Genomic DNA, 24,574 nt, shown 5'->3' with positions numbered 1-24,574 from the left:
GCGGTCAGCTTCGCCCGCGCGAAGGCGACGATGAAGTGCCGCCGCCCCCACAGCTGACGGACGTACTCGACGAGGGACGGGCGGGCGCCGCTGACGGACAGCCCGTACTTGGCGGCGAGCCGTTCCGCCGTGAGGCCCTCGTCGGGCGGCGCGGACGCGCTGACCGCGACCGTGCCGTCGTGCGTTGTCTCACTCACCAGTGGAAAACTTTCGTCCTCGAGATGCTCGGCCCGCGGGCCTGCATGAGCCGTGGAACCCGGGTACGGCCCCGATGTTCTCGCATACGAGCTTGTCAGATGACGGGGGGCCGGCCCAGTCGGGTCAGCCGCCACACCGTACGCCACTTCATGGGCCGGCGGGGCCCGCAGGGGGTGGTCAGGCCCTCGCGGAACCCGCCGAACCAGGCTTTCAGTGCCGGGCGCGAGGGGCGGCGCAGGAGGGTGAGGAGCATCCAGACGCCCAGATAGACCGGGACGAGGAGCGCGGGGAGGTTGCGGCGGGCGAGCCAGACCCGGTTGCGGGCGACCATGCGGTGGTAGACCGCGTGCCGCGAGGGGGCGGTCGTCGGGTGGTACAGCACCATGTCGGACCGGTAGTCGATCATCCAGCCGGCGTCGAGGGCCCGCCAGGCCAGATCGGTCTCCTCATGGGCGTAGAAGAACGCGTCCGGCAGGCCGCCGACCTCGGCGAGGACCCGGGTGCGTACGGCGTTGGCGCCGCCGAGGAAGGTGGTCACGCGTGAGGAACGCATCGGGTCGGAGGCGCGCAGCCGGGGCACATGGCGGCGCTGGGTGACCCCGGTCTCCGGATCGGCGATGCGGAAGCTGATGATGCCCAGCCGGGGGTCGGCCGTGAAGGCCTCGCGGCACAGCTCGACCGTGTCGTGGCCGGCGAGCAGACCGTCGTCGTCGAGGAAGAGCAGGATGTCGACGTCCCGGCCGCCGGGGCCGAAGGCCTCGATGCCGACGTTGCGGCCGCCCGGGATGCCGAGGTTCTCCGGCAGCTCGACGGTGCGTACGACCGGGGAGAGCTCCGCGACGTCGGGGACGGGTGAGCCGTTGCCGACCACGACGACCTCGACCGGGTCGCCGTCCTGCTTGGCGACCGAGTCGAGCAGGGCGCGCAGTTCGTCGGGCCGGTTGCCCATGGTGATGATCACCGCGCCGACCTTCATGCCGGCACTCACTTCAGCCTGCTGGAGGCGAGGACGGACACCAGGTGCAGCAGGGTCTGCAGCAGCGCGATGCCGGCGAGTACGGCGGTGCCGAGCCGGGTGAAGAACAGGTCGCCCCGGCCGGCGTCCAGGATCGCGAGGAGCAGGATCAGCAGGGACGCCTCGATGCCCAGGATCAGCCGGTGGAACCTGAGCGCGGCGGCGGCCCTGCGGGCCAGCGCCATGCCGGAGGACCGGGGCTCGGCGGCGGCCTCCTTGACGGGCGGCAGCCCGCCCTGGTGGCGGGCCACCCCGACCAGGTCGGTCTCCGCCTTGACCAGGATCGCGCCGAGCGCGGCCAGGGTGCCGAGGAAGGCCCACAGCCAGTCGACGCGCCCGGGGCCCCAGAGGTCGGCGGCGCGCAGCCCCAGGCCGACCAGGACGGCGGCGTCGCACAGGTAGGCACCGACCCGGTCCAGGTAGACGCCGCTGAGCGAGTACTGCTTCTTCCAGCGCGCGATCTCGCCGTCGACGCAGTCCAGCAGCAGGTACAGCTGGACCATGACGACGCCGAGCACGGCCCCCGCGATCCCCGGCACCAGCAGCGCCGGGGCCGCGAGGACGCCGAAGACGGTCATCAGGTACGTGAGCTGGTTGGGCGTGATCCTGGTGTTCACCAGGTAGCGGTCCACCCGCAGGGACACCTCGCGCATGTAGAGGCGTCCCATCCAGTGCTCACCGCTGCGCCGGTCCTTGACCCCCGCGGGGTGCACGACCGGACGGAGTTCAGCTACCGATGGCCTTGACATAGTCGGCGTAGACGTCCTTGATCTGTTCGGTCTTCAGGTCGAGATGCTCGAGGATGGTGAAGCGGCCGGGCCGGGTCTCCGGGGCGAACTCGACGACGCGGACGAACTCGTCCGCCGTGAATCCGATCTCCTCCGGCAGCACCGGCAGCCCGTGCCGGCGCAGCACCTCGGCCATGTACGCCGATTCCTCGTGCGCCCCGCGCAGGTACATGGCGAAGGCGGCACCGAGTCCGCACTGCTCGCCGTGGGCGGCGGCCCGCTTGGGGTAGAGCAGGTCGAAGGCGTGGTTGATCTCGTGGCAGGCGCCGGAGGAGGGGCGCGAGTCGCCCGACACGGACATGGCGATTCCGGTGAGGACCAGGGCCTCGGCCAGCACCTGCAGGAAGCCGTCGTCGCCGGCTCCGCCCGGGTGCCGCAGCACCGCCTCGCCGGCCTGCCGGGCCATGGCGGCGGCGAGGCCGTCGATCTTCTCCCCGTTGACGCGGTGGGACAGTTCCCAGTCCGCGACGGCGGAGATGTTGGAGATGGCGTCGCCGATGCCGGACCGCACGAAGCGGACCGGGGCCTCGCGGATGACGTTGAGGTCGATGACGACGGCGATCGGGTTCGGCACCCCGTAGGAGCCGCGGCCGGCGTCGTTGTCGAGGGTCGCGACCGGTGAGCACAGGCCGTCGTGCGCCAGGTTGGTGGCGACGGCGACCAGGGGCAGGCCGACCCGTGCCGCCGCGAACTTGGCGCAGTCGATGATCTTCCCGCCGCCCAGGCCGACGACCGCGTCGTAGTGGCCGGCCTTTATGTCGCCGGCCAGCCGGACCGCGTCGTCGATGGTGCCGCCGCCGACCTCGTACCAGGTGGCACCCGGCAGCGAGGGGGCGATCCGCTCGCGCAGCCGGGCGCCCGAGCCGCCGCTGACGGCGATGGCGAGCCGGCCCGACTGCGAGATGCGCTCGTCGGCGAGGACGCAGGCCAGGTCGTCGAGGGCACCCGGGCGGATGTCCACGACGACCGGCGAGGGAATGAGCCGGGTCAGTACTGGCACGCGATCTCCCGTCCGCGGGCGAGATCGTCGTGGTTGTCGATCTCCACCCACTCGACGTCGCCGATCGGCGCCACATCGATCCGGAAGCCTCGGTTCACCAGCTCCTGGTAGCCGTGCTCGTAGAACTGCTGAGGGTCGCTCTCCCACACGGTCCGCAGCGCGTCGGCCAGTTCGGGGGCGGCCTCGCCCTCGATGAGGGTGACGCCGATGTACTCGCCGGTCGCCTCGGCCGGGTCCATCAGCTTGGTGATCCGCGTCATGCCCTTGCCGGGATCGACGACGACCTTCATCTCCTCGTCGGCGAGCTGCTTGACGGTGTCGAGGGCGAGGATGATCCGCTTGCCGTCGCCGCGCGCGGCGAGCAGGGTCCTCTCCACGGAGACCGGGTGCACGGTGTCGCCGTTGGCGAGGATCACGCCGTCCTTGAGGGCGTCACGGCCGCACCACAGGGAGTAGGCGTTGTTCCACTCCTCGGCCTTGTCGTTGTCGATGAGGGTGAGCTTGAGACCGTACTTCCGCTCCAGGGCCGCCTTGCGCTCGTACACGGCCTCCTTGCGGTAGCCGACGATGACCGCGGCCTCGGTCAGGCCGATCTCGGCGAAGTTGCCGAGGGTCAGGTCCAGGACCGTGGGTTCGCCCTCTATGCCCGCGGGCCCCACCGGCACCAGCGCCTTGGGAAGGCTGTCGGTGTAGGGGCGCAGACGCCGTCCGGCGCCGGCCGCCAGCACGAGGCCGATCATGCGGGTTCTCCTTCATCGTGTACGGCGGGCGCGCCACCCTGGTGGGCGGTCACCCAGAAGCGGATGCTCTCGACGAGCACCAGCAGGGACACGGCCACGGCGAGGACCGTGAGCGCGACCGTGAACTGCGCGGCGGTGAGCAGGGCCGCGAGCACGGCGACCGCCAGGACGCGGCCCTCGTGCCCCCCGGTCGCCCGCACCAGCCAGCGCGGGGACGCGCCCGCGTCGCCGCGGATGCGGTAGACCGTGTCGTAGTGATGGTAGGCGACGGCGGCCACCAGTCCGTAGGCCGCGGGCAACGCCCCGTTCACGTCCGCGTCGGCCGCCAGGGCCAGGACGGTGCCGTACTCGGCGGCACGGAAGAACGGGGGGACCAGCCAGTCGAGGGCGCCCTTGAGAGGGCGGGCGACGGCGAGGGCGGAGGTCAGGACGTAGAGGCAGGCGGCGGCGACGGTCCAGGGGCCGCCGAAGCCGGTGAGCGCGGCCGTGGCGACGACGGCGAGGCCGCCGAGCAGGGCGACGGCGGGGGCGGTGAGACCGGGGAGCCGTCGTGCGGGCTCCGTCAGCGGGCCGGTGAGCGCCTCGGTGAGCGGGCCGGAGTCGGCGAGGTCCGCGAGTGCCCGCGCCGCCCGGTCGGTGCGGCGGGCCCTGCGGGTCAGCGAGCGCAGGACGCGGCCCGCGGTGGTGTACGTCGCCGCGAAGGCGCAGCCGATGAGCAGCGCGCAGAAGGTGATCCGGGGGGTCGTGACGGCGGTGAGGACGGCGATCATCGCCCAGCGTTCGCCGATCGGCAGGACGATCATGCGGCGCACCCAGACCGTCCAGCCGACGGCGTCGAGCCTGTCGGAGAGGGCGGCGGTGGGACTGGTGTTGGCGGTGGCGTCGGTGCCCACGACGTGCGCCTCGTTGAAGGAGAAGTCCACGACGTGCCGGCAGGTCTGCAGGACCATCGCGCCGAGGGCGAGGGCCCACACGTCGTCGCCGCCGCGGGCGGCGCCTAGGGCGAGGCCGGCGTAGTAGGCGTACTCCTTGGCGCGGTCGAAGGTGGCGTCGAGCCAGGCGCCGAGGGTGGAGTACTGCAGGGAGTAGCGGGCGAGCTGGCCGTCGGTGCAGTCCAGTACGAAGGAGGCGATGAGCAGCACGCCGGCGGCGACGAAGCCGCCGCGGGTGCCGGTGGCGGCGCAGCCGGCCGCTATGAGCGCGGTGAGCAGGGAGGCGGTGGTGACCTGGTTGGGGGTCAGACCTCGGCGGGCGCACCAGCGGGCGATGTAGCGGGAGTACGGGCTGACGCAGTGGGTGGTGAAGAAGCCGTCGCGGGCCTTGACGGCGGACTTCAGGCGTACGGCCTCGTCGTCCACGGCGGCGACGGCCTGCCGGGCCTCGTTGCGGGCCTGGGGGTCTCCGGGGACGGTGGCGACGAGGCGGCCGAGCTCCGGGCGGTGCACAGCGGCGCCGTCGGCGTCGAGGGCGGTGCCGACGCGGTCGGCGAGGCTGTCGAGGAGGGTGGTGCCGCCGCCCGCCTCGACGGCCGCCGCGGAGTTCTCGCGGGCCACCGCGCGGGTCAGGGCCTGGCGGCCGGCCTGCTGGGCGGTGACGGCGCCGGGGATCGCGGAGAGCGGGAAGCGGGGGTCGGTGAGGCCGAGGCGCAGCGCGTGCACATGGCCCACGAAGCGGGGGTCGACCACGGCGACCCGCTGCCCCGCGGGCACCCCGGCGAGCAGCGTTTCGGCCTCGGCGGCACCGGACGCGATCCGCACGTCGAAGCCGAGGGAGCGCAGGTCGCCCTCGATCGACGAACCGGGGACCGGCTGGCCGGTGAGGATGGCGGTCGACAACCGAAATCACTCCCTGGGGGCCGACGCGTCCACGCCGGTCGTGTACATGGTGGGGCGCCCGTGCCGGGACCTCCGGGCGGCATGTCGGCAGAGGCTATCGGATTCCCGGAAGCCCCCGTTCACCGCCCGTTCGGCGGCTGGATCGACGGGGTTCGCCCGCACCCCTGCCGCGATCATCATCGGGGATACGGGGCCCGGCCCACAAACCGCGCCGCCTCGGCGGGCTTTGATGCCGGTATGAGGCGTTTCCGGCCACCGGAACCGCTCGGCGGGGGCGGGCACGGACGGCAACGGACGGCGGGGGCAGGCGTTCCCGGCCGCCGGGAGCGCTCGGCGGGGGGCGTGGGCGGCTCGGGCGGGATCCGCCGGCCCTGGGCCGCATAGGGTGGGCGACCATGACTTGGCTGATCACCGGCGGAGCCGGTTACATCGGGGCACACGTGGCGCGGGCCATGACCGATGCCGGGGAACGCGTCGTCGCCCTCGACGACCTCTCGGCCGGCGTGCCGGCGCGTCTTCCCGCCGGCGTTCCGCTGATCGAGGGCTCGTCGCTGGACGGCGTGCTGCTGGAGCGGGTGTTCGCGGAGCACGGGGTGACGGGGGTGGTGCATCTCGCCGCCCGCAAGCAGGTGGCCGAGTCCGTGGCGGAGCCGACCCGGTACTACCGCGAGAACGTGGGCGGCCTCGCGACGCTCCTGGACGCCGTCGCACGGGCCGGCATCGGCCGCTTCGTCTTCTCCTCGTCCGCGGCGGTGTACGGCGACCCCGGTGTGGATCTCATCACGGAGGACACGCCCTGCGCCCCGGTGAACCCCTACGGCGAGACCAAACTCGCCGGGGAGTGGCTGGTGCGGGCGGCGGGCCGGGCGCACGGCATCTCCACGGTGTGCCTGCGCTACTTCAACGTGGCGGGGGCGGCGGCGCCGGAACTGGCCGACACCGGCGTCTTCAACATCGTGCCGATGGTGTTCGACCGGCTCACCCGCGGCGAGGCCCCGCGCATCTTCGGGGACGACTATCCGACGCCGGACGGTACGTGCGTCCGTGACTACATCCACGTGGCCGATCTGGCCCAGGCCCACCTGGCGGCGGCCCGCCGGCTGGCGGGCGGCGGCCTCGCCGGCGATCTGACCGTGAACATCGGCCGCGGCGAGGGCGTCTCGGTGCGCGAACTGATCACGGTCATCGGCGACGTCACCGGCGACAGCCGGGCCCCGGTCGTCGAGGCCCGCCGCCCCGGCGACGCCCCCCGCGCGGTGGCCTCGGCCGACCGCGCGGCCGCACACCTCCACTGGACCGCCCGCCGCTCGGTGCACGAGATGGTCGGCTCGGCCTGGGAGGGCTGGCAACGGCACCGTAGCCGCTGAACCGCACTGACCTGCGCTTCGTTTTCGCAGGTCAGAGGAGATGACAACGGTGTTCAGTGCCGCGTTGCCCGATACCCCCCACCCGTAGTTCACTGTGATCCGGACGGTGACGGAGAGGCGGGCGGCTCACATGGGAGCTGGGCACGATCACGGGCATGCGCACGGTGCGGCCACCGGCGGTACCGCGGGCGCGGCGTACCGCGGCAGGCTGCGGGTGGCCCTGGCGATCACCCTCGGCGTCATGGTGGTCGAGCTCGTCGGCGGGATGCTGACCGACTCGCTCGCGCTCGTGGCGGACGCCGCCCACATGGCGACGGACGCCCTGGGGCTCGGCATGGCCCTGCTGGCCATCCATGTGGCGGGCCGCCCGCCGAGCGAGCGGCGCACCTTCGGGCTCGCCCGCGCGGAGATCCTCGCCGCCCTGGCCAACTGTCTGCTGCTGCTCGGCGTGGGCGGCTACGTGCTGTACGAGGCGATCGACCGGTTCGTCACCCCGGCCGGCACCGCGGGCGGCCTGACGATGGTGTTCGGCGCGATCGGGCTGGTCGCCAACATGGTGTCGCTGACGCTGCTGATGCGCGGGCAGAAGGACAGCCTGAACGTGCGCGGCGCCTTCCTCGAGGTGGCGGCGGACGCGCTCGGCTCGGTCGCGGTGATCCTGTCGGCGCTGGTGGTCCTGACCACGGGCTGGACGGCGGCCGATCCGATCGCCTCCCTGCTGATCGCGCTGATGATCGTGCCCCGGACCTGGAAGCTGCTCGGCGAGACCCTGGACGTCCTGCTGGAGGCGGCGCCCAAGGGCGTCGACATGGGGCAGGTGCGCGCGCACATCCTGGCCACGGACGGCGTGGAGGACGTCCACGATCTGCACGCCTGGACGATCACCTCGGGCATGCCGGTGCTCTCCGCGCACGTGGTCGTCAGCTCCGAGGTCCTGAACGCCATCGGGCACGAGAAGATGCTGCACGAGCTGCAGGGCTGTCTGGGCGACCACTTCGACGTGGAGCACTGCACCTTCCAGCTGGAGCCCGGCGGGCACGCCGAGCACGAGGCGCGTCTCTGCCACTGACGGGCGGCCCGGCGGCGCCCCGGCGCGCCCACGCGCGGCGTGACGCGTCCCTCCGACCCGGTGCCGGCGTCCCCGCGCGGACGGGTCCCGCGGCGTGCGGATTCCGGCCGGCCGCCGCGGGCACTCTCACCCCCCACCCGCTTCCGCCGTCCGTCCGGTGACGACCGCCGCCCGGGCCGCCGACGGGACATGCGGGCGGTGGCGGAGTGCCGGGAGTGCCGGATTCGTGCGGCAGACTTGGGGCGCGAAGACCGAGTGAAGGATGGGTATGCCGATCACACCTGCCACCGCGACGCACAGTCCGTCGAGCGGCACCGCCGAGCCGATTTTGCTGGAACTGGTCGACGAGGACGGCGTGACGACCGGCACCGCGGAGAAGCTCGCCGCCCATCAGCCGCCGGGGCGGCTGCACCGGGCGTTCTCGGTGTTCCTGTTCGACGAGCGCGGGCGGCTGCTGCTCCAGCAGCGGGCGCTGGGCAAGTACCACTCCCCCGGCGTGTGGTCCAACACCTGCTGCGGTCACCCCTACCCCGGTGAGGCCCCGTTCGCCGCGGCGGCCCGGCGGACCTTCGAGGAGCTGGGCGTGTCCCCCTCCCTGCTCGCCGAGGCCGGCACGGTCCGCTACAACCACCCGGACCCGGCCTCGGGCCTGGTCGAGCAGGAGTACAACCATCTCTTCGTCGGCATGGCGCAGGCGCCGTTGCGGCCCGACGCGCGGGAGGTGGCGTCCACCGCGTACGTGACCCCGGCCGAGCTGGCGGAGCGGCACGCGCGGGACACCTTCTCGGCCTGGTTCATGACCGTCCTGGACGCGGCCCGGCCCGCGGTCCGCGAGCTGACGGGGCCGTCGGCGGGCTGGTGACGGCGAACCCCGGCTGACGCGGCACCTGGTGCCGCGTCAGCCGGGGTTCGAGCGGCAGGGCGGCCCGGATCACCTTGCCGCCGTTCGCGGTGCGCTCGGTCTCGCACGCTCCGCCCGCCTCGCGGGTGATCTCGCGCACCAGGAGCAGTCCGCGGCCGCCGGTGCGGCCGTGGTCGGTCTCCGGGGCGGCGGGCCGGTAGGGATGGCTGTCCTCCACGGCCACCCGGATCCACTCGGCGCCGACGGCGACCTCGACGGCGAGCGTCGGGGACAGCAGCGCCGCGTGCCGTACGACGTTGGTGACCAGTTCCGAGACGATCAGCAGCAGTCCCTGGACCACGTCGTCCGCGGCCGGCACGCCCTGCCGCGCCAGCAGGTCGCGCACGGCGTGGCGGGCCCGCGGGACCGAGGCGTCGACGGCCGGGGCGGTGAACCGCCAGACACCCTCGTACGGCAGCGGACCGCCGCTCTCACGCTCGATTGTCACCACACCTCAAGTGTTGGTACCGAGCGGCCCGCACTTCGACGCTGACCACAAGTCAGCGGATACCGAGCGTTTCCGACCGTTGGTGCTTCTCCCGGTCGTTCACCGGACCGTTCCGGCCCGCTGTGTGCCCGCCGCGGCGAACTATTCGGGTGGTACGGGTTTGGTGGCGCGGTGGTCCGCACCGTCCGGCCGCTCCCCCGCCGCCCGGCCGGTCTCCTCGTCGGCCAGCCGCTCGGAGACCATGCCCACGATCCGGCGGCCGCCGTAGCCGGTGGCGATCAGTCCGAGCCCGTCGAAGAGGAGGGAGAGCGAGAAGAACGTACCGATGACGTACTGGCTGCCGCTCGGCCAGGCGGCCAGTACCAGGATGCCGAGCAGCAGGCCGAAGGCGCCCTGCACCAGCGTCCAGCCGAACTGCGGTCCGCGCACCACCAGGCTGCCGACCAGACGGAACAGCCCGCCGGTGAGGAACAGCAGCGCGGCGAACATGGCCAGTGCCTCGGCCGCCGCCTCCGGCGTCCTCAGGACCACCGCACCGGCCGCGATGTTCAGGGCCGCGACGACCACGCCGAGCCAGAAGAAGTTGGTGTGCCGGGCCTGCACCGCGTGCAGGAGCCCGACCACGCCGCCGGTCAGCAGCAGCCAGCCGAACAGCAGCATCGACGTCAGGGTGGCGACGCCGGTGTAGACGAGGCCGACCAGGCCGGCGAGGACCAGGACGACCCCGAGCACGGCGAGCCAGCCGAAGCCGCGGCTCAGTTTCGCGGCCTCGCCCCGGGGCTTGGCGGATGCGGCCATGAGTGCCTCCTCGCTCCCGTTTCCCCGCCGGTCCCGTCCGCCGGTCCCGGCCGGGTGGACCACCGCCGTCCGGCCCTTCGACCGGGCCGGATAGCATCCGGCGCATGGAGCCCCAGCTGCTGCACGGCGTCACCGACTCGGTCGCCACGGTCGTCATCCGGAATCCGGCGAAGCGCAACGCCATGACGGCCGCCATGTGGAGTTCCCTGCCGCCCCTGCTGGAAACCCTGGCGGCCGACCCGGACGTGCGGGTGCTGGTGCTGACCGGTGCGGGCGGGACGTTCTGCGCCGGGGCCGACATCTCCACGCTCCAGGGGTCGCCGCTTCGGGCGCAGGGCCTGGCCGGGGCGGCGGAGGAGGCACTGGCCGCCTTCCCCAAGCCGACCCTGGCGGTGATCCGCGGACACTGCGTGGGCGGCGGGGCCCAACTGGCGGCGGCCTGCGATCTGCGGTTCGCGGCCGAGGGGGCACGGTTCGGGGTGACCCCGGCGAAGCTCGGCATCGTCTACCCGGCCTCCGCCACCCGGCGACTGGTGTCGCTGGTGGGTCCAGCCACCGCCAAGTACCTGCTGTTCTCCGGTGAGTTGATCGGAGCCGAGCGGGCCCTGCGCACCGGTCTGCTGGACGAGGTGCTGCCGGAGGGCGAACTGGACGGGCGGGTCGCGGAATTCACCCGGATCCTGGCCTCCCGCTCGCAGCTGACGCAGATGGCGGCGAAGGAGTTCGCGAACGGCCGCACCGACCGGGACGCGCACTGGAGCGAACGGGCGCGGGAGAGCGGCGACACCGCGGAGGGGGTCGCCGCGTTCCTGGAGCGCCGGTCGCCGCGCTTCACCTGGAGCGTGCCTACGTCAGGGTGAAGCGGCTCTTCGACCGGAACTCCTCGACGAGGTGCGCGGGCGCCTTCTGCGGGGACCCCGCGTCGTAGGGCGGCTGCGGGTCGTACTCGGTGAGCAGCTGGACCGCTTGGGCGTGTTCGTCGCCGGCGATCCGGCCGAGCAGGGTGAGGCCCATGTCGATGCCGGAGGAGACACCGGCCGCGGTGACGTACTTGCCGTCGGTGACCACCCGCTCCCCGGTGGGCTCGGCGCCGAAGCGCCCGAGGTGGTCCAGCGCCAGCCAGTGCGAGGTGGCCCGGCGGCCCTCGAGGAGCCCGGCGGCGGCCAGCAGCAGGGACCCGGTGCACACGGACGTCGTCCAGGTGCTGGACGCGTCGGCGCGGCGCAGCCAGTCCAGCAGGACCTCGTTCTCCATCTGGGGCGTCTGTCCGGGGCCGCCGGGGACGACGACGATGTCCGGGTGCGGGGTCTCCTCGAGCGTCCGGTCGGCGGTGATCGCGAGCGCGCCGGTCTCGGTGCGCACCGGACCGGTCCGCTCGGCGACGAAGACGGTCTCCGCGTCCGGGAGCCGGCCGAGGGTCTCGTAGGGGCCCACCGCGTCCAGGGCGGTGAAGCGGTCGAAGAGGACGATGGCGATCTGCATCGGGGGCCTTTCAGGCGGGGGCGGGTGAGGGGGCGGGCCGGAAACGGCGGCGGTACTCGGCCGGGGACGTCCCGAGGGTCCGGACGAAGGCGCGCCGCATGGCCTCGGGCGTGCCGTAGCCGCTGGCGCGGGAGATCTCCTCCACGCCGTCACCGGTGTCCTCCAGCAGGCGCCGGGCGTGCTCGAGCCGTACCCGGTCGACGTAGCGGCCGGGGGGCATGCCGGTCTCGGCGTGGAAGGCACGGGCGAAGTGGCGCGGTGAGAGGGCCGCGCGGGCGGCGAGCGCCTCGACGCACAGATCGGCGCCGGGGTGCTCGGTGATCCACTGCTGCACCTCGCGCAGCGGTTCGCGGCGGGCGGTCTGGGCGGCGAGCTGGGCGCTGAACTGGGCCTGGTTGCCGGGCCGGCGCAGGAACACCACCAGGTGCCGGGCGACGGCGAGGGCGACGTCCCGGCCGAGGTCCTCCTCCACCAGGGCGAGCGCGAGGTCGATGCCCGAGGTGACACCGGCGGAGGTGGCGACGTGGCCGTCACGGACGTAGATGGGGTCCGGGTCGACCTCGACGGCCGGGTGGTCGCGGGCCAGCGTGTCGCTGTAGGCCCAGTGCGTGGTGGCGCGGCGGCCGTCCAGCAGCCCGGCGCCGGCGAGCAGGGCGGCACCCGTGCAGACGGAGACCAGCCGCTCGGCGCGCGGCCCGTGCCGGCGCAGCCAGCCGGTCAGCCGCGGATCGGGCCGGCGGGTGCCCCGGCCGCCGGGCACCAGCAGGGTGTGCGGCTCCGGCGCGTCGGCCAGGGCCCCGTCCGGTACGACGGTCAGACCGCTGGTGGTGCGCACGGGCGCACCGTCCACGGAGGCGGTGCACAGCCGGTAGGTCCCCGGCGTGTGTTTCCCGGCGCCCGCGAAGACCTCCACGGGGCCGGTGACGTCGAGGCTCTGCACATCGTCGAAGAGGACGACCAGAACGGTTCGCTGTGCCATGCGAGCGATTCTTGGCGGTGCCCGTGACGGCCGCAACGACGTGTTCCCCACCTTTCCTGCCACGCCCCGCGGGTGAGCGCCGGGCGGCTCCGTGCATGGTGAAGCGGCGACGAGGTACACGGAGTTGGAGACCGTGACCGGCCGTGAGGCCGGCGGACGAAAGGGGAAACACGTGTTCCGTGCCATCGCGGACGTCCTGCGTCAGATCGGCGGCGCCGTCGCCACCGTCGTGACCCTGCCCTTCCGGGCACTCGCCCGGCTCTTCGGCGGGGCCTCCTCCACCACTCGCGGCCACCGCGCCTGACGCCGCTCGCGCGATGTCCGGGCGAGTCGTCGCCCTGATCCCCGATTGTCGGCGCCACCTGCCACAATTGCCGCGCAACCTCAGTGGAGAAGGCGGTACGGGATCGTGACGACACCCCTCACAGGGTCCATCGAAGGCAGGATCGCCGAGGAACTCGGCGTACGGGTGCGGCAGGTCGAGGCCGCCGTCGGGCTGCTCGACGGCGGCTCGACGGTGCCCTTCATCGCCCGCTACCGCAAGGAAGCGACCGAGATGCTCGACGACGCGCAGCTGCGCACGATCGAGGAGCGGCTGCGCTACCTGCGGGAGCTGGAGGAGCGTCGTACGGCGATCCTGGAGTCGGTGCGCGAGCAGGGCAAACTCACCGACGAGCTCGAGGCGCGGATCCGCGGCGCGGAGACCAAGGCGCGCCTGGAGGACATCTATCTGCCGTACAAGCCCAAGCGGCGCACCAAGGCGCAGACCGCACGGGAGGCGGGGCTGGAGCCGCTGGCGGAGGGGCTGCTCGGTGATCCGGGCGTCGAGCCCCTCGCCGCGGCCGCCGCGTTCGTGGACGCCGGCAAGGGTGTCGCCGATCCGCAGGCCGCCCTGGACGGCGCGCGGGCCATCCTCACCGAGCGGTTCGCCGAGGACGCCGACCTGATCGGCGAGCTGCGCGAGCGGATGTGGGTGCGCGGGCGGCTGGCCGCGAAGGTGCGCGCCGGCAAGGAGGAGGCGGGCGCGAAGTTCGCCGACTACTTCGACTTCGCCGAACCGTTCACCGAGCTGCCCTCGCACCGCGTCCTGGCGCTGCTGCGCGGCGAGAAGGAGGAGGTCCTCGACCTCGTCCTGGAGCCGGAGGAGCCGGTGGAGGGCCCGTCGTCGTTCGAGCGGACGGTCGCGAACCGCCACGGGATCGCCGACCGGGGACGTCCGGGCGACAAGTGGCTGCTGGACACGGTCCGCTGGGCGTGGCGTACGCGCATCCTGGTGCACCTCGGCATCGATCTGCGCCTGCGGCTGCGCACCGCGGCCGAGGACGAGGCGGTGCGGGTCTTCGCGGCCAACCTGCGCGATCTGCTGCTCGCCGCCCCGGCGGGCACGCGCGCGACGCTCGGCCTCGACCCCGGCTTCCGTACGGGCGTGAAGGTCGCCGTGGTGGACGCGACCGGCAAGGTCGTCGCCACGGACGTGATCCATCCGCACGTCCCGGCCAACCGGTGGGACGAGGCGATCGCCAAACTGGCCCGGCTGGCGAAGGAGCACGCCGTCGAGCTGATCGCCATCGGCAACGGCACGGCGTCCCGCGAGACCGACAAGCTCGCCGGTGAGCTCATCGCCGGCCACCCCGAGCTGCAGCTGACCAAGGTGATGGTGTCCGAGGCCGGCGCCTCCGTGTACTCGGCCTCCGCCTTCGCCTCCCAGGAGCTGCCGGACATGGACGTGTCGCTGCGCGGCGCGGTGTCGATCGCGCGGCGGCTGCAGGACCCGCTGGCCGAGCTGGTGAAGATCGACCCGAAGTCGATCGGTGTCGGGCAGTACCAGCACGACCTGTCCGAGGTGAAACTGTCGCGTTCGCTGGACGCGGTGGTGGAGGACTGTGTGAACGGCGTGGGCGTGGACGTCAACACCGCGTCGGCGCCGCTGCTCGCCCGGGTCTCCGGCATCACCTCCGGGCTGGCGGAGAACATCGTGTCCCACCGCGACTCCAACGGGCCCTTCCGCTCGCGCGGCGAGCTGAAGAAGGTGGCGCGGCTCGGCCCGAAGGCGTTCGAGCAGTGCGCGGGCTTCCTGCGCATCCGCGGCGGCGACGACCCGCTGGACGCCTCCAGCGTGCACCCGGAGGCCTACCCGGTGGTGCGGCGCATGGTGAAGACGTCCGGCCAGGAGGTCGCCGCCCTGATCGGCAACACGGCGGTGCTGCGCTCGCTGCGGCCGCAGGACTTCGTGGACGAGTCGTTCGGTCTGCCGACCGTCGGCGACATCCTCAGGGAACTGGAGAAGCCGGGACGCGATCCGCGTCCCGCGTTCAGGGCGGCCGTCTTCAAGGAGGGCGTGGAGAAGATCTCCGACCTGTCCTCCGGGATGGTCCTGGAGGGCGTGGTGACGAACGTGGCCGCCTTCGGCGCGTTCGTCGACGTCGGTGTCCATCAGGACGGCCTGGTGCACGTCTCCGCGATGTCGAAGACGTTCGTCAAGGACCCGCGGGACGTGGTGAAGCCGGGCGACATCGTCAAGGTGAAGGTCCTGGACGTGGACATCCCGCGCAAGCGGATCTCGCTGACGCTGCGGCTGGACGACGAGGCCGCGCCGCAGAGCCGGGCGGCCGGCGGCGGTGAGCGCCGGCAGCGCGGCGGGCGTCCGCCGCAGCAGCGCCAGGGTCGCGGCGGCGGTGACGGCGGCGGCGCGCGCCAGGCGCCCGCGCCGGCCAACAGCGCGATGGCCGACGCCCTGCGCCGCGCCGGTCTGGCCGACCCGGGGAACGGCCGGCGCTGAGCCCTCTCCCCGGGCCCGGGCTCCGCGCGAGGTGCGCGGAGCCCGGGCCCGCCGGGGCCCTCGGGGTGGCGCCGAACCGGTGCCGCGGAGCACCGGGCGCTGCGGGGACGGGCGAGGACGGACGGGGACGGTGCGGTACGCCTCCGGTGGCTCCGCGGCGACGCGGGGTCCGGGGCCGGCAACCCGCTGACGGACTTCCGGCGGCCCGCCCGGCGGCCGAGGCCCCGTCAGTGCTCGGTCACCTTGCCGTCGGCCACCTCCAGGCGGCGGGTGACGTGGACCGCGTCGAGCATGCGCCGGTCGTGGGTGACCAGCAGGAGCGTGCCCTCGTAGGCGTCGAGGGCCGCCTCCAGCTGCTCGATGGCGGGCAGGTCGAGGTGGTTGGTCGGCTCGTCCAGCACCAGGAGGTTGACGCCGCGGCCCTGCAGCAGGGCGAGGGCGGCGCGGGTGCGTTCCCCCGGGGAGAGGGTGGCCGCGGGACGCGTCACGTGGTCGGCCCTGAGGCCGAACTTGGCCAGCAGGGTGCGGATGTCGGCCGGTTCCGCGCCGGGGAGCGCGGGGCGGAAGGCGTCGAGCAGGGTCTCGGGGCCGTGGAACAGCGCGCGGGCCTGGTCGACCTCACCGAGCAGCACGCCCGAGCCGAGGGCGGCATGCCCCGCGTCGAGCGGGACACGGCCCAGCAGGGCGCCCAGCAGGGTGGACTTGCCGGCGCCGTTCGCGCCCGTGACGGCCACCCGGTCGGCCCAGTCGATCTGCAGGGAGACCGGTCCCAGCACGAAGTCGCCGCGCCGGACCTCGGCGTCCCGCAGGGTGGCCACGACCGCGCCGGAGCGCGGGGCCGCCGCGATCTCCATGCGCAGCTCCCACTCCTTGCGCGGCTCCTCGACCACCTCGAGGCGTTCGATCATGCGCTGCGTCTGACGCGCCTTGGCGGCCTGCTTCTCGCTGGCCTCGCTGCGGAACTTGCGGCCGATCTTGTCGTTGTCGTCGCCGGCCTTGCGGCGCGCGTTCTTCACTCCCTTGTCCATCCACGAGCGCTGCGTCTGCGCCCGGTCCTGGAGCGCGGCCTTCTTGCCGGCGTACTCGTCGTACTCGTCACGGGCGTGCCTGCGGGTCACCTCCCGCTCCTCCAGGTAGGCCGCGTAGCCGCCGCCGTAGAGGTTGACCTGCCGCTGGGCGAGGTCGAGTTCGAGGACCTTGGTGACGGTGCGGGTGAGGAACTCGCGGTCGTGGCTGACGACGACGGTCCCGGCGCGCAGTCCGCCGACGAAGCGTTCGAGGCGCTCCAGGCCGTCCAGGTCGAGGTCGTTGGTCGGCTCGTCGAGCAGGAAGACGTCGTAGCGGGAGAGGAGGAGGGAGGCCAGTCCGGCGCGGGCCGCCTGGCCGCCGGAGAGCGCCGTCATCGGCTGGTCCAGGCCGACGGCCAGTCCGAGCGAGTCGGCGGCCTCCTCGGCGCGCTCGTCGAGGTCGGCGCCGCCGAGGGACAGCCACCGCTCCAGGGCGGTGGAGTACGCGTCGTCCGCGCCCGGCGCGCCGTCGGCCAGGGCCCAGGTCGCCTCGTCCATGGCCCGCTGGGCCTCGGCGACGCCGGTGCGGCGGGCCAGGAACGCCCGCACGGTCTCACCGGGGCGGCGCTCCGGCTCCTGCGGGAGGTGTCCGACGGTCGCGGTCGGCGGGGAGAGCCGCAGCTCGCCCTGCTCGGGGGTGGTGAGTCCGGCGAGGAGGCGCAGCAGCGTGGACTTGCCCGCGCCGTTCGCACCGACCAGGCCGATCACGTCGCCCGGGGCGACGACCAGGTCGAGGGCGCTGAACAGGGAGCGGTCCGCGTGACCGGCGGCGAGGTTCTTGGCGACGAGGGTGGCAGTCATCAGACCGCCGATCCTAATGGCCGCGGCTCCTCGCACGCGTCCCGTGTCTCACCGGGTCACGGCCGCCACCAGCACCGTGCCCGCGGTGCGCGCCACGACGAACGCCTCACCCCTCACCGCCTTCGCGTCGAGGAGGACGCGGCGCCGGCCGGCCGGCCGAAGACCACGGCGTCGTGGGCGCGCAGTTCGCCGGCGGGGACACCGTCGGCGTCCTGGGCGATGTCGGCGCCGATGCCGACGGTGCGCAGGGCCGCGGCGAGCCGGGCGAGCAGGGCGACGCGGGCGCCGATCGGCAGGACCCGGCGGCGGGTGCCCGGGGGCGCCGTCCGGCAGGGAGGCGAGCGCGGCGCGGTACTCGGGGCCGCGGGAACGGAACGGGCCCATCCCGTGGTAGCCGTTGAGTTCCAGGTCACCGTGGACGTCGGTGTGCCAGGCCGAAGGTCGCGTACTCGGCTGACATGCCGTGAGTGTTCCCACCGCGGGACGGATCCGAGCACGGCATGACGCGTTCCGCTACCGTCCCCCGATGGAAACCGAACTGGACTGCGATGTCCTGGTGATCGGCGGTGGAGTCGTCGGGCTGACGACGGCCGTGGTCCTCGCCGAACGCGGCGTACGGGTACGGCTGTGGACGCGGGACCCGGTCGGGCGGACCACCTCGGCGGTCGCGGGCGCCCTGTGGTGGCCGTACCGGATCGAGCCGGTGGCGGCGGCGCGCGCCTGGGCGCTGCGGTCACTGGAGGTCTACGAGGAGCTGGCGGCGCGGCCGGAGACCACCGGCGTACGGATGGCCGAAGGGGTACTGGGCGAAACGGCGCCGGAGGAGGTCGCCGCGTGGGCCGCCGCCCGGCTGCCGGGGTTGCGCCGGGCCACGGCCGGGGAGTATCCCGCCGGTCCGGGCGTGTGGGCCCGGCTCCCGCTCATCGACATGCCGGCCCATCTGCCGTGGCTGCGGGAGCGGTTGCTGGCGGCGGGCGGGGTGGTCGAGAGCCGTACGGTGACGGACCTGGCGGGGTTGCGTGCGCCGGTCGTGGTCAACTGCGCGGGTCTGGGGGCGCGGGAGCTGGTGCCGGACGCGTCGGTGCGGCCGGTGCGCGGGCAGTTGGTGGTCGTGGAGAACCCCGGGATCCGTACGTGGATGGTCTCCACGGGTGCCGACGGCGCCCTGGCGTACTTCTTCCCGCAGCCGGGGCGTCTGGTCCTGGGCGGCACGGCGGAGGAGGACGCCTGGTCCACGGAGCCGGACCCGGCGGTGGCGGAGGCGATCGTGCGCAGGTGCGCGGCCCTGCGGCCGGAGATCGCCGGCGCGCGTGTCCTGGACCACCGGGTGGGTCTGCGTCCCGCCCGTGACACGGTCCGGCTGCAACGCGTCCCGCTGCCCGGCGGCCGGCTGCTGGTCCACAACTACGGCCACGGCGGTGCGGGCGTCACGGTCGCCTGGGGCTGCGCGGAGGAGGCGGCGGCGCTGGCCACCGCCCGTTGAACCGCGCGGCGGCCGGGCGCGCGCGGGTGCCGCGCGCGCCCGGGGCCGGTCGTCAGTGCTTGCCGATGGGGTCGCCCTCTACGTCCGGGCCGCGGCCGGGACCGATGCGGAGCTCGAATTCGCCGTCGTACTTCTTGTGGCCCTCGATGACGGCGAGTTCCACCGCCTCGGTGCCCATCTCGTTGCGCACGATGACCGGGTCGCTGCGCAGGTCCCGCATGAGGGCCACGCACATGAAGACCATCACGACGACGAACGGCGCCGCCGCGAGGATGGTGATGTTCTGCAGGCCGGTCAGCGCGTCGCCCTGTCCGCTGCCGACCAGCAGCATGATCGCCGCCACGGCGCCGGTGACCACACCCCAGAAGATCACGACCAGGCGGCCCGGTTCGAGCGCGCCCTTCTGCGAGAGGGTGCCCATGACGACCGAGGCGGCGTCGGCGCCCGAGACGAAGAAGATGCCGATGAGGATCATCACCAGCAGGCTCGCGGCCGTGGCGACGGGGAACTCCCTCAGCACGGCGAAGAGCCGGCCCTCCGGCGTGGACTCGTCACCGAGCCGTCCCTGTTCGTGCAGCTTCATCGCGGAACCGCCGAAGATCGCGAACCAGACCAGGCTGACGGTGCTGGGCACCAGGATGACGCCGCCGATGAACTGACGGATCGTGCGGCCCCGGCTGATGCGGGCGATGAACATGCCGACGAACGGCGTCCAGGAGATCCACCACGCCCAGTAGAAGACGGTCCAGCTGCCCAGCCAGTCCGCGACGCCCTCGCCGCCGCTGGTCTCCGTGCGCCCGGCCAGCTGGGGCAGATCGCCCAGGTAGGAGAAGACGGAGGTGGGCAGCAGGTCGAGGACGACGATCGTGGGGCCGGCCACGAACACGAACAGGGCCAGGACCAGCGCCAGCACCATGTTGGTGTTGGACAGCCACTGGATGCCCTTCTCCACGCCCGAGACCGCGGAGGCGACGAACGCGACCGTCAGCACGGCGATGATGCCGACCAGCAGCCCCGTGCTCACCTCGTCCATCCAGCCCAGCTCCCGCACACCGGAGCCGATCTGCAGCGCACCCAGGCCCAGCGAGGCCGCCGAGCCGAAGACGGTCGCGACGATGGCGAGCATGTCGATGACCCGGCCCCCGATGCCGTTGGCGTTCCGCGACCCGATCAGCGGGGTGAAGACGGCGCTGATGGTCTGCCGGCGGCGCTTGCGGAAGGTGTTGTAGGCGATGGCGAGGCCCACCACGGCGTAGATCGCCCAGGGGTGGAGCGTCCAGTGGAAGAGGGTGGTCGCCATGGCCGTTTCCATGCGGTCCCCGGAGTCGGCCGGATCCGTCCCCGGCGGAGGCGTGGTGTAGTGCCCCAGCGGCTCGCTCACGCCGTAGAACATCAGGCCGATGCCCATGCCCGCGCTGAACATCATCGCGACCCACGAGACGGTGCGGAACTCCGGTTCCTCGCCCTCGGCGCCGAGGTGGATCCGGCCGTAGCGGCTGGCCGCGAGCCAGAGGGCGAAGACGACGAAGCCGGAGGCGGCCAGCATGAACGCCCAGCCGCCGTTGTGCATCAGCCCGCCGAGCATGCTGGTGGAGACGTCCTGCAGCGAGTCGGTCCCGACGGCACCCCACAGCACGAACGCCAGAGTGAGCACGGCCGTGACGCCGAACACCACCCGGTCGGTCCGGGGGCGGTCCCGGCCGGGCAGGCCCGCTTCCGAGCCCGGCAACGGGCCTGCCGTATGGTCCTTGTCGCTGTGCTGTTCCTGCGCCACAGGCGGCACCTTTCGTCAGAGCCGTAAGGGAGAGCACTCCTCCCGTCAGGCCCCTACCACCTTTGGCGCAAAACTCACCTCGTCGGCGCGACGTCTGGGGTTCCCCCTACCAGGTGGTGTGCGGCCCGCCCGTCGCGTGGGCGACGACCGCACGAACCGTCCGGGGCCGTTTCACCGGGTCTCCCCCGGTACGCGGTGGGCGGTGGGGTCGGGACGGCGTACGCCGTCCAGGACGGTGGCCGGGGCCGTGGTGCGCGAGCCCGCGGTGGCGCGGGCGAACGCCGCCGTGCCGCCGACGAAGGGGACCTGCGCGAAGGTGCGGGCCAGGTCGAGGGTGAGGGCCGGGGTGTCGGCGGGGGGGTCGATCAGTCCCCGGTCGGTGCCGGCGACGATCAGTGCCAGGCGGTGCCCCTCGGGGACGACGTGGTCGGTGGCCGCCAGGTCGAGGGTGATGGTGTACCGCTCGCCCGGGGTGAGCGGTTCGCCCCGGCCGTCGCCGGCGTGGTGGCCGAGGTCGGCCCAGCCGCGGCTGACGATCGTGTGGTCGACGTCGGTGGTCCTGGCGGCGGTCTCCTTGTAGCAGGAGCTGTCCCCGGCCGTGCTGGGGCCCCAGCAGGTGCGGTCGGTGAGGGTGGTGATGCCCTCGCCGTCGTCGGCGTAGTCACGGATGGTGTCGGGGCCGAGGTCCACCAGGACGGCGGAGAGGTGGGCCGTCGGGGTGCCGGCGGACGCGGTGACGGTGACCCGGGAGGCGCCGGACAACCGCAGGTCGCGGGTGAGCGGCCCGGTGACGAAGCCCGCCTTGTCCGGGGTCGGGGTGTCGGCCCGGGCGGCCCAGTCGGTCTCGCTCAGCCGCGGGTCGTCGGTGAAGGTCTCGGTGCCGCCGCCCTGGCGCAGGCCGAGGGTGCCGACGCCGGGCTCGGTGCCCCGGGCGGGGCGCAGGGTCGCGGTGCCGGTGCCGCGCGGCGGCCAGGCCGGTGCGGTGACCCACTGGTCGGGAGCGCGTTCGATGTCGGCCATGGGCTCGCGGTCGATGCCGTTGTCGAGGCCGAGGAGTTCGTGGTCGAACCAGCGGTGCAGGGTGTCGACCCAGTCGGCGCGGCGGAAGTCGAAGGGGTCGACGTGGCCGGTCTGGGAGAGCCAGATCTTGCGCTGGACGCCGTTCTTCGCCAGGGCGTCCCACCAGGGCCCGACATGCCGCATGCGCACGTTGAGGTCCTGCATGCCGTGTACCAGGAAGACGCTGGCCTTCACCTTCTTCGCGGCGCGCACGTAGTCGCGTTCGGTCCACAGCGGTGTCAGGTCGCCGGTGCGCGGGGCGCCTTCGGCCAGCTCACGCTGGACGGTGGCGCACCGGGCGCGGGCGTCGGGGCTCTCGACGTAGTCCGACAGCCAGTCGGGGCCTGAGTCGTACAGCGGGGCGCCCTGGCTGAAGTAGTAGTCGTACCAGGAGGAGATGGCGGCGATCGGGACGATGGTCTCCAGGCCCTCGACGCCGGTCGCGGCGACGCCGTTGGCTATGGTGCCGTCCCAGCTCTTGCCGATCATGCCGGTGCGGCCGTTGGTCCAGTCGGCCTCGGCGCGTTCGCCGCCGGTGCGGGTGGTGTAGGCCCGGCCGCGGCCGTTGAGCCAGTCGACGACGGCCTTGGCGGACTGGACGTCGGAGCGGCCGCCCACGTCCACGCAGCCGTCGGAGCGGTTGGTGCCGGCCAGGTCGACGCCGACGACGGCGTAACCGCGCGGCACGAAGTAGTTGTCGTAGAACAGCGGCATCCCCACGATGTCGCCGTCGGCGTCGTAGGTCTTCTTCTGGCTCTCGTTGCCGCGCCCGCAGCAGGAGTAGTACGGGCTGGCGTCCATGATGACGGGGACCTCGCGGCCCTGCCGGGCGGGTTCGCGGGGCCGGACGATGTCGACGGCGACCCGGTCGCTCGTTCCGTCCCGGTCCTCGTCGAGTCCGGTGTCCACCCAGACCGCCTCGCGGACGGCGTCGTCGTAGGAGTGGACGGGCCGGCTCTCGCGCGGCGCGGCGTGTGCCGCGGCGGGAGCGAGGAGGGTGGCCGTCAGGGCGGCGGCGGCCGCCGTCGCGAGCGGCCGCCAGGGCGTGAAGCGCGTGCGTTTCGGCATGCGCGGACGGTACACCGGTGAACTGGTGTGCAGAAGGGCGCATCTGACGGGCCGTAGGTGCCGGCGCGGCCCGGGGTGCGCGGGTCGCGATCGCGTGGCGGCCGGGACGAAGTCCCGCCCCGCGGTTCGGTTCCCGTGGTCGTGCACCGTCACCGGTATGCCCCGCCGGGGCGGGCGGCCGGTGGCGAGGGGCTCGGTACGGACCACCGGCCGCCCGCGGGGACGGGGGCGGTGGTCCTGACGCCCCTCACCGGCAAAACGGTGGCGTCGTCCGGGACGTGTGCGTTCCCCGGCACGGCGCCGCCGCAGGCGGCGGCGCCGGTGCTCCGGGCCGCTACTTCGCGGAGCCGGCCGGTCCGCCCGCGGCGCGGCCGGCGGTCCGCTCGACCCGGCGGCGGACGCCGTACCAGCCCGCGACCAGCATCGCCGCGATCACCGGGACGAGCAGCAGGGTCCTGCGTCCCACCTCGGGGTCGTTCCACATGAGGCCGAGGACGGACACCAGGAAGGCGATGGTGACGATCTCGGTGACCGGGCTGCCGGGGAGGCGGAAGGACGGGCGGGTGACCAGGCCGGCGCGGGCGCGGCGGACGAAGACCAGATGGCAGATCATGATGATGACCCAGGTGCTGATGATGCCGAGCGAGGCGACGTTCAGCACGATCTCGAAGGCCTGGCTCGGGACGAGGAAGTTCAGGCCGACGCCGAGCACGCACACCCCGCAGGTCAGCAGGATGCCGCCGTAGGGCACCTGGCTGCGGTTCATGCGGGCGGTGAACGCCGGGGCGGAGCCCGCCATGGCCATGGAGCGCAGGATGCGGCCGGTGGAGTACAGGCCGGAGTTGAGGGACGACATCGCGGCGGTGAGGACGACGAGGTTCATCACGTCGCCGGCCGCCGGGACGCCGATCTTCGACAGGACGGTGACGAAGGGGCTCTCGCCCGCCGAGTACATCGAGCCGGGCAGCAGGAGGGCGAGCAGGACGACGGAGCCGACGTAGAAGAGGCCGACGCGCCACATGATGGAGTTCACCGCGCGGGGGACGACCTTCTGCGGTTCGGCGGTCTCGCCCGCGGCCACCCCGACCAGTTCCAGCGCCGCGTACGCGAAGATCACGCCCTGCATGACGAGGACGACGGGCATCACGCCGTGCGGGAGGACGCCGCCGTTGTCGGTGATCATGTTCAGGCCGGGGGTGCCGCCGCCCACCTCGTGCTGGGTGGCCAGCAGGAAGATGCCGACGAGCATGAAGGCGACCAGGGTGGCGACCTTGACGATCGCGAACCAGAACTCCATCTCGCCGAAGATCTTCACCGAGATCAGGTTCACCGCCAGGACGACGGCGAGGGCGATCAGCGCGAGCACCCACTGCGGGATGTCGGTGAACATGCTCCAGTAGTGCGTGTAGAGCGCGATCGCCGTGATGTCGGCGATGCCGGTCGTCGACCAGTTCAGGAAGTACATCCAGCCGGCGACGTAGGCGCCCTTCTCGCCGAGGAACTCACGCGCGTACGACACGAAGGAGCCGGACGACGGCCGGTAGAGGACCAGTTCGCCCAGGGCCCGCACGACGAAGAACGCGAAGACGCCGCAGACCAGGTAGGCCAGCGCGAGCGCCGGGCCGGCGTCGCGCAGACGTCCTCCGGCGCCCAGGAAGAGTCCGGTGCCGATCGCGCCGCCGATGGCGATCATGTTGACGTGGCGGGCCTTGAGGTCCTTGCTGTAGCCGGCGTCGCCCGCGTCCGCGGGCGTCGGGGCCGCCGCGGTGGGTTCTGCGGCCGTTGCCGTGGTGACGGCGTCCTTGCTCACGCGTGGTTCCACTCTCTGGTGCGCACGGGCGGCTCGCGCCCGGGTGTCCGGATTGCCTCGGCCGGCGCGCTCGGATCAGGCGGATCGGGGCACAGACCAAGGGGGCACCTTTC

At 73.3% G+C, this 24,574-nt stretch carries 20 protein-coding genes and 2 pseudogenes; 7 read left to right on the top strand and 15 right to left on the bottom strand.

From position 1 onward, the window contains the following. The 6 genes and pseudogenes from ACF07S_RS32045 to ACF07S_RS32020 form a co-directional block, all read right to left on the bottom strand. Positions 1 to 197: pseudogene (locus ACF07S_RS32045) on the bottom strand (ABC transporter permease); the annotation flags it as partial. A gap of 95 nt (positions 198 to 292) precedes the next feature. Continuing rightward, entirely contained in the window at positions 293 to 1,174 is an 882-nt protein-coding gene (locus ACF07S_RS32040) for a glycosyltransferase family 2 protein (protein ID WP_391966913.1), read from the bottom strand. 8 nt (positions 1,175 to 1,182) lie between these two features. Beyond that, positions 1,183 to 1,962 carry a CDP-alcohol phosphatidyltransferase family protein gene (locus ACF07S_RS32035; protein ID WP_391966849.1) on the bottom strand — a complete coding sequence of 260 codons (780 nt, stop codon included), beginning with the start codon at positions 1,960 to 1,962 and terminating at the stop codon, positions 1,183 to 1,185. After that, a complete protein-coding gene (locus ACF07S_RS32030) occupies positions 1,940 to 3,001 on the bottom strand; it encodes an iron-containing alcohol dehydrogenase family protein (RefSeq protein WP_391966850.1) in 1,062 nt (353 codons plus the stop codon). Before ACF07S_RS32030 ends, ACF07S_RS32035 begins: the two co-directional genes overlap by 23 nt. After that, on the bottom strand, positions 2,989 to 3,741 hold the full coding sequence (locus ACF07S_RS32025; RefSeq protein WP_391966851.1) for a sugar phosphate nucleotidyltransferase: 753 nt from the start codon (positions 3,739 to 3,741) through the stop codon (positions 2,989 to 2,991). The genes ACF07S_RS32030 and ACF07S_RS32025 overlap by 13 nt, the downstream gene beginning before the upstream one ends. Beyond that, positions 3,738 to 5,576 (bottom strand): DUF5941 domain-containing protein, encoded by a 1,839-nt coding sequence (locus ACF07S_RS32020; RefSeq protein WP_391966852.1) that lies wholly within the window; start codon positions 5,574 to 5,576, stop codon positions 3,738 to 3,740. Before ACF07S_RS32020 ends, ACF07S_RS32025 begins: the two co-directional genes overlap by 4 nt. A 395-nt stretch (positions 5,577 to 5,971) precedes the next feature. Between ACF07S_RS32020 and galE the strand changes: the two genes are divergently transcribed. The 3 genes from galE to idi all read left to right on the top strand — a co-directional run bounded on the left by galE (position 5,972) and on the right by idi (position 8,874). Continuing rightward, complete coding sequence (galE, locus tag ACF07S_RS32015; RefSeq protein ID WP_391966853.1) at positions 5,972 to 6,943, top strand: UDP-glucose 4-epimerase GalE; 972 nt, start codon at positions 5,972 to 5,974, stop codon at positions 6,941 to 6,943. 130 nt (positions 6,944 to 7,073) lie between these two features. Continuing rightward, positions 7,074 to 8,012 carry a cation diffusion facilitator family transporter gene (locus tag ACF07S_RS32010; RefSeq protein ID WP_391966854.1) on the top strand — a complete coding sequence of 313 codons (939 nt, stop codon included), beginning with the start codon at positions 7,074 to 7,076 and terminating at the stop codon, positions 8,010 to 8,012. Positions 8,013 to 8,280: 268 nt separating this feature from the next. Beyond that, complete coding sequence (idi, locus tag ACF07S_RS32005) at positions 8,281 to 8,874, top strand: isopentenyl-diphosphate Delta-isomerase (RefSeq protein ID WP_391966855.1); 594 nt, start codon at positions 8,281 to 8,283, stop codon at positions 8,872 to 8,874. Here idi and ACF07S_RS32000 read toward each other — a convergent pair. Continuing rightward, positions 8,807 to 9,364, bottom strand: a complete 558-nt coding sequence (locus ACF07S_RS32000; protein WP_391975770.1) for an ATP-binding protein — start codon at positions 9,362 to 9,364, stop codon at positions 8,807 to 8,809. The two genes, idi and ACF07S_RS32000, sit on opposite strands and share 68 nt — an antisense overlap. Before the next feature lie 138 nt (positions 9,365 to 9,502). Continuing rightward, the gene (locus tag ACF07S_RS31995) at positions 9,503 to 10,159 is read right to left on the bottom strand and encodes an HdeD family acid-resistance protein (protein ID WP_391966857.1); all 657 of its coding nucleotides are present in this window, start codon (positions 10,157 to 10,159) and stop codon (positions 9,503 to 9,505) included. Between the two features lie 104 nt (positions 10,160 to 10,263). Between ACF07S_RS31995 and ACF07S_RS31990 the strand changes: the two genes are divergently transcribed. After that, positions 10,264 to 11,019: an enoyl-CoA hydratase/isomerase family protein gene (locus ACF07S_RS31990; protein WP_391966858.1), complete on the top strand. Its 756-nt coding sequence runs from the start codon at positions 10,264 to 10,266 to the stop codon at positions 11,017 to 11,019. Here the strand turns inward: ACF07S_RS31990 and ACF07S_RS31985 are convergent. Continuing rightward, a complete protein-coding gene (locus ACF07S_RS31985; protein WP_391966859.1) occupies positions 11,006 to 11,641 on the bottom strand; it encodes a DJ-1/PfpI family protein in 636 nt (211 codons plus the stop codon). The two genes, ACF07S_RS31990 and ACF07S_RS31985, sit on opposite strands and share 14 nt — an antisense overlap. A gap of 10 nt (positions 11,642 to 11,651) precedes the next feature. Continuing rightward, positions 11,652 to 12,620 carry a GlxA family transcriptional regulator gene (locus ACF07S_RS31980; protein WP_391975769.1) on the bottom strand — a complete coding sequence of 323 codons (969 nt, stop codon included), beginning with the start codon at positions 12,618 to 12,620 and terminating at the stop codon, positions 11,652 to 11,654. A 172-nt stretch (positions 12,621 to 12,792) separates the two neighbouring features. On the opposite strand from ACF07S_RS31980, the gene ACF07S_RS31975 reads away from it, so the two are divergent. Both ACF07S_RS31975 and ACF07S_RS31970 read left to right on the top strand, forming a co-directional pair. Further along, positions 12,793 to 12,924 carry an LPFR motif small protein gene (locus ACF07S_RS31975; protein WP_391966861.1) on the top strand — a complete coding sequence of 44 codons (132 nt, stop codon included), beginning with the start codon at positions 12,793 to 12,795 and terminating at the stop codon, positions 12,922 to 12,924. A gap of 105 nt (positions 12,925 to 13,029) precedes the next feature. Next, a complete protein-coding gene (locus ACF07S_RS31970) occupies positions 13,030 to 15,399 on the top strand; it encodes a Tex family protein (RefSeq protein ID WP_391966862.1) in 2,370 nt (789 codons plus the stop codon). Positions 15,400 to 15,626: 227 nt separating this feature from the next. On the opposite strand, the gene ACF07S_RS31965 is transcribed toward ACF07S_RS31970, so the two are convergent. Together ACF07S_RS31965 and ACF07S_RS31960 are read right to left on the bottom strand one after the other, a co-directional pair. Next, positions 15,627 to 17,267 (bottom strand): ABC-F family ATP-binding cassette domain-containing protein, encoded by a 1,641-nt coding sequence (locus ACF07S_RS31965; protein WP_391975768.1) that lies wholly within the window; start codon positions 17,265 to 17,267, stop codon positions 15,627 to 15,629. 116 nt (positions 17,268 to 17,383) lie between these two features. Beyond that, positions 17,384 to 17,711, bottom strand: a pseudogene (locus ACF07S_RS31960) (oxidoreductase); the annotation flags it as partial. A gap of 82 nt (positions 17,712 to 17,793) precedes the next feature. On the opposite strand from ACF07S_RS31960, the gene ACF07S_RS31955 reads away from it, so the two are divergent. Continuing rightward, complete coding sequence (locus tag ACF07S_RS31955) at positions 17,794 to 18,750, top strand: FAD-dependent oxidoreductase (protein ID WP_391966864.1); 957 nt, start codon at positions 17,794 to 17,796, stop codon at positions 18,748 to 18,750. A gap of 52 nt (positions 18,751 to 18,802) precedes the next feature. Here the strand turns inward: ACF07S_RS31955 and ACF07S_RS31950 are convergent, their stop codons facing one another. The 3 genes from ACF07S_RS31950 to ACF07S_RS31940 all read right to left on the bottom strand — a co-directional run bounded on the left by ACF07S_RS31950 (position 18,803) and on the right by ACF07S_RS31940 (position 24,461). Next, positions 18,803 to 20,479, bottom strand: coding sequence for a BCCT family transporter (locus tag ACF07S_RS31950; RefSeq protein WP_391975774.1), 1,677 nt, complete (start codon positions 20,477 to 20,479; stop codon positions 18,803 to 18,805). Between the two features lie 216 nt (positions 20,480 to 20,695). After that, entirely contained in the window at positions 20,696 to 22,651 is a 1,956-nt protein-coding gene (locus ACF07S_RS31945; RefSeq protein ID WP_391966865.1) for a Xaa-Pro dipeptidyl-peptidase, read from the bottom strand. 334 nt (positions 22,652 to 22,985) lie between these two features. Next, the gene (locus tag ACF07S_RS31940; protein WP_391966866.1) at positions 22,986 to 24,461 is read right to left on the bottom strand and encodes an amino acid permease; all 1,476 of its coding nucleotides are present in this window, start codon (positions 24,459 to 24,461) and stop codon (positions 22,986 to 22,988) included. Positions 24,462 to 24,574 lie beyond the last annotated feature (113 nt).

The organism is Streptomyces sp. NPDC016640, assembly GCF_043076215.1.
Lineage (GTDB): Bacteria > Actinomycetota > Actinomycetes > Streptomycetales > Streptomycetaceae > Streptomyces.
Note: the sequence above shows the minus strand (reverse complement) of the source record. Positions and strands in the feature narration are given on the sequence as shown.

What these genes read in the sequence shown, in the direction of transcription:
- ACF07S_RS32040 (WP_391966913.1), bottom strand. Translation starts at nt 1,174, where the DNA reads ATGAAGGTCGGCGCGGTGATCATCACCATGGGCAACCGGCCCGACGAA.
- ACF07S_RS32035 (WP_391966849.1), bottom strand. Translation starts at nt 1,962, where the DNA reads ATGTCAAGGCCATCGGTAGCTGAACTCCGTCCGGTCGTGCACCCCGCG.
- ACF07S_RS32025 (WP_391966851.1), bottom strand. Translation starts at nt 3,741, where the DNA reads ATGATCGGCCTCGTGCTGGCGGCCGGCGCCGGACGGCGTCTGCGCCCC.
- galE (WP_391966853.1), top strand. Translation starts at nt 5,972, where the DNA reads ATGACTTGGCTGATCACCGGCGGAGCCGGTTACATCGGGGCACACGTG.
- ACF07S_RS32010 (WP_391966854.1), top strand. Translation starts at nt 7,074, where the DNA reads ATGGGAGCTGGGCACGATCACGGGCATGCGCACGGTGCGGCCACCGGC.
- idi (WP_391966855.1), top strand. Translation starts at nt 8,281, where the DNA reads ATGCCGATCACACCTGCCACCGCGACGCACAGTCCGTCGAGCGGCACC.
- ACF07S_RS31995 (WP_391966857.1), bottom strand. Translation starts at nt 10,159, where the DNA reads ATGGCCGCATCCGCCAAGCCCCGGGGCGAGGCCGCGAAACTGAGCCGC.
- ACF07S_RS31990 (WP_391966858.1), top strand. Translation starts at nt 10,264, where the DNA reads ATGGAGCCCCAGCTGCTGCACGGCGTCACCGACTCGGTCGCCACGGTC.
- ACF07S_RS31985 (WP_391966859.1), bottom strand. Translation starts at nt 11,641, where the DNA reads ATGCAGATCGCCATCGTCCTCTTCGACCGCTTCACCGCCCTGGACGCG.
- ACF07S_RS31980 (WP_391975769.1), bottom strand. Translation starts at nt 12,620, where the DNA reads ATGGCACAGCGAACCGTTCTGGTCGTCCTCTTCGACGATGTGCAGAGC.
- ACF07S_RS31965 (WP_391975768.1), bottom strand. Translation starts at nt 17,267, where the DNA reads ATGACTGCCACCCTCGTCGCCAAGAACCTCGCCGCCGGTCACGCGGAC.
- ACF07S_RS31955 (WP_391966864.1), top strand. Translation starts at nt 17,794, where the DNA reads ATGGAAACCGAACTGGACTGCGATGTCCTGGTGATCGGCGGTGGAGTC.
- ACF07S_RS31945 (WP_391966865.1), bottom strand. Translation starts at nt 22,651, where the DNA reads ATGCCGAAACGCACGCGCTTCACGCCCTGGCGGCCGCTCGCGACGGCG.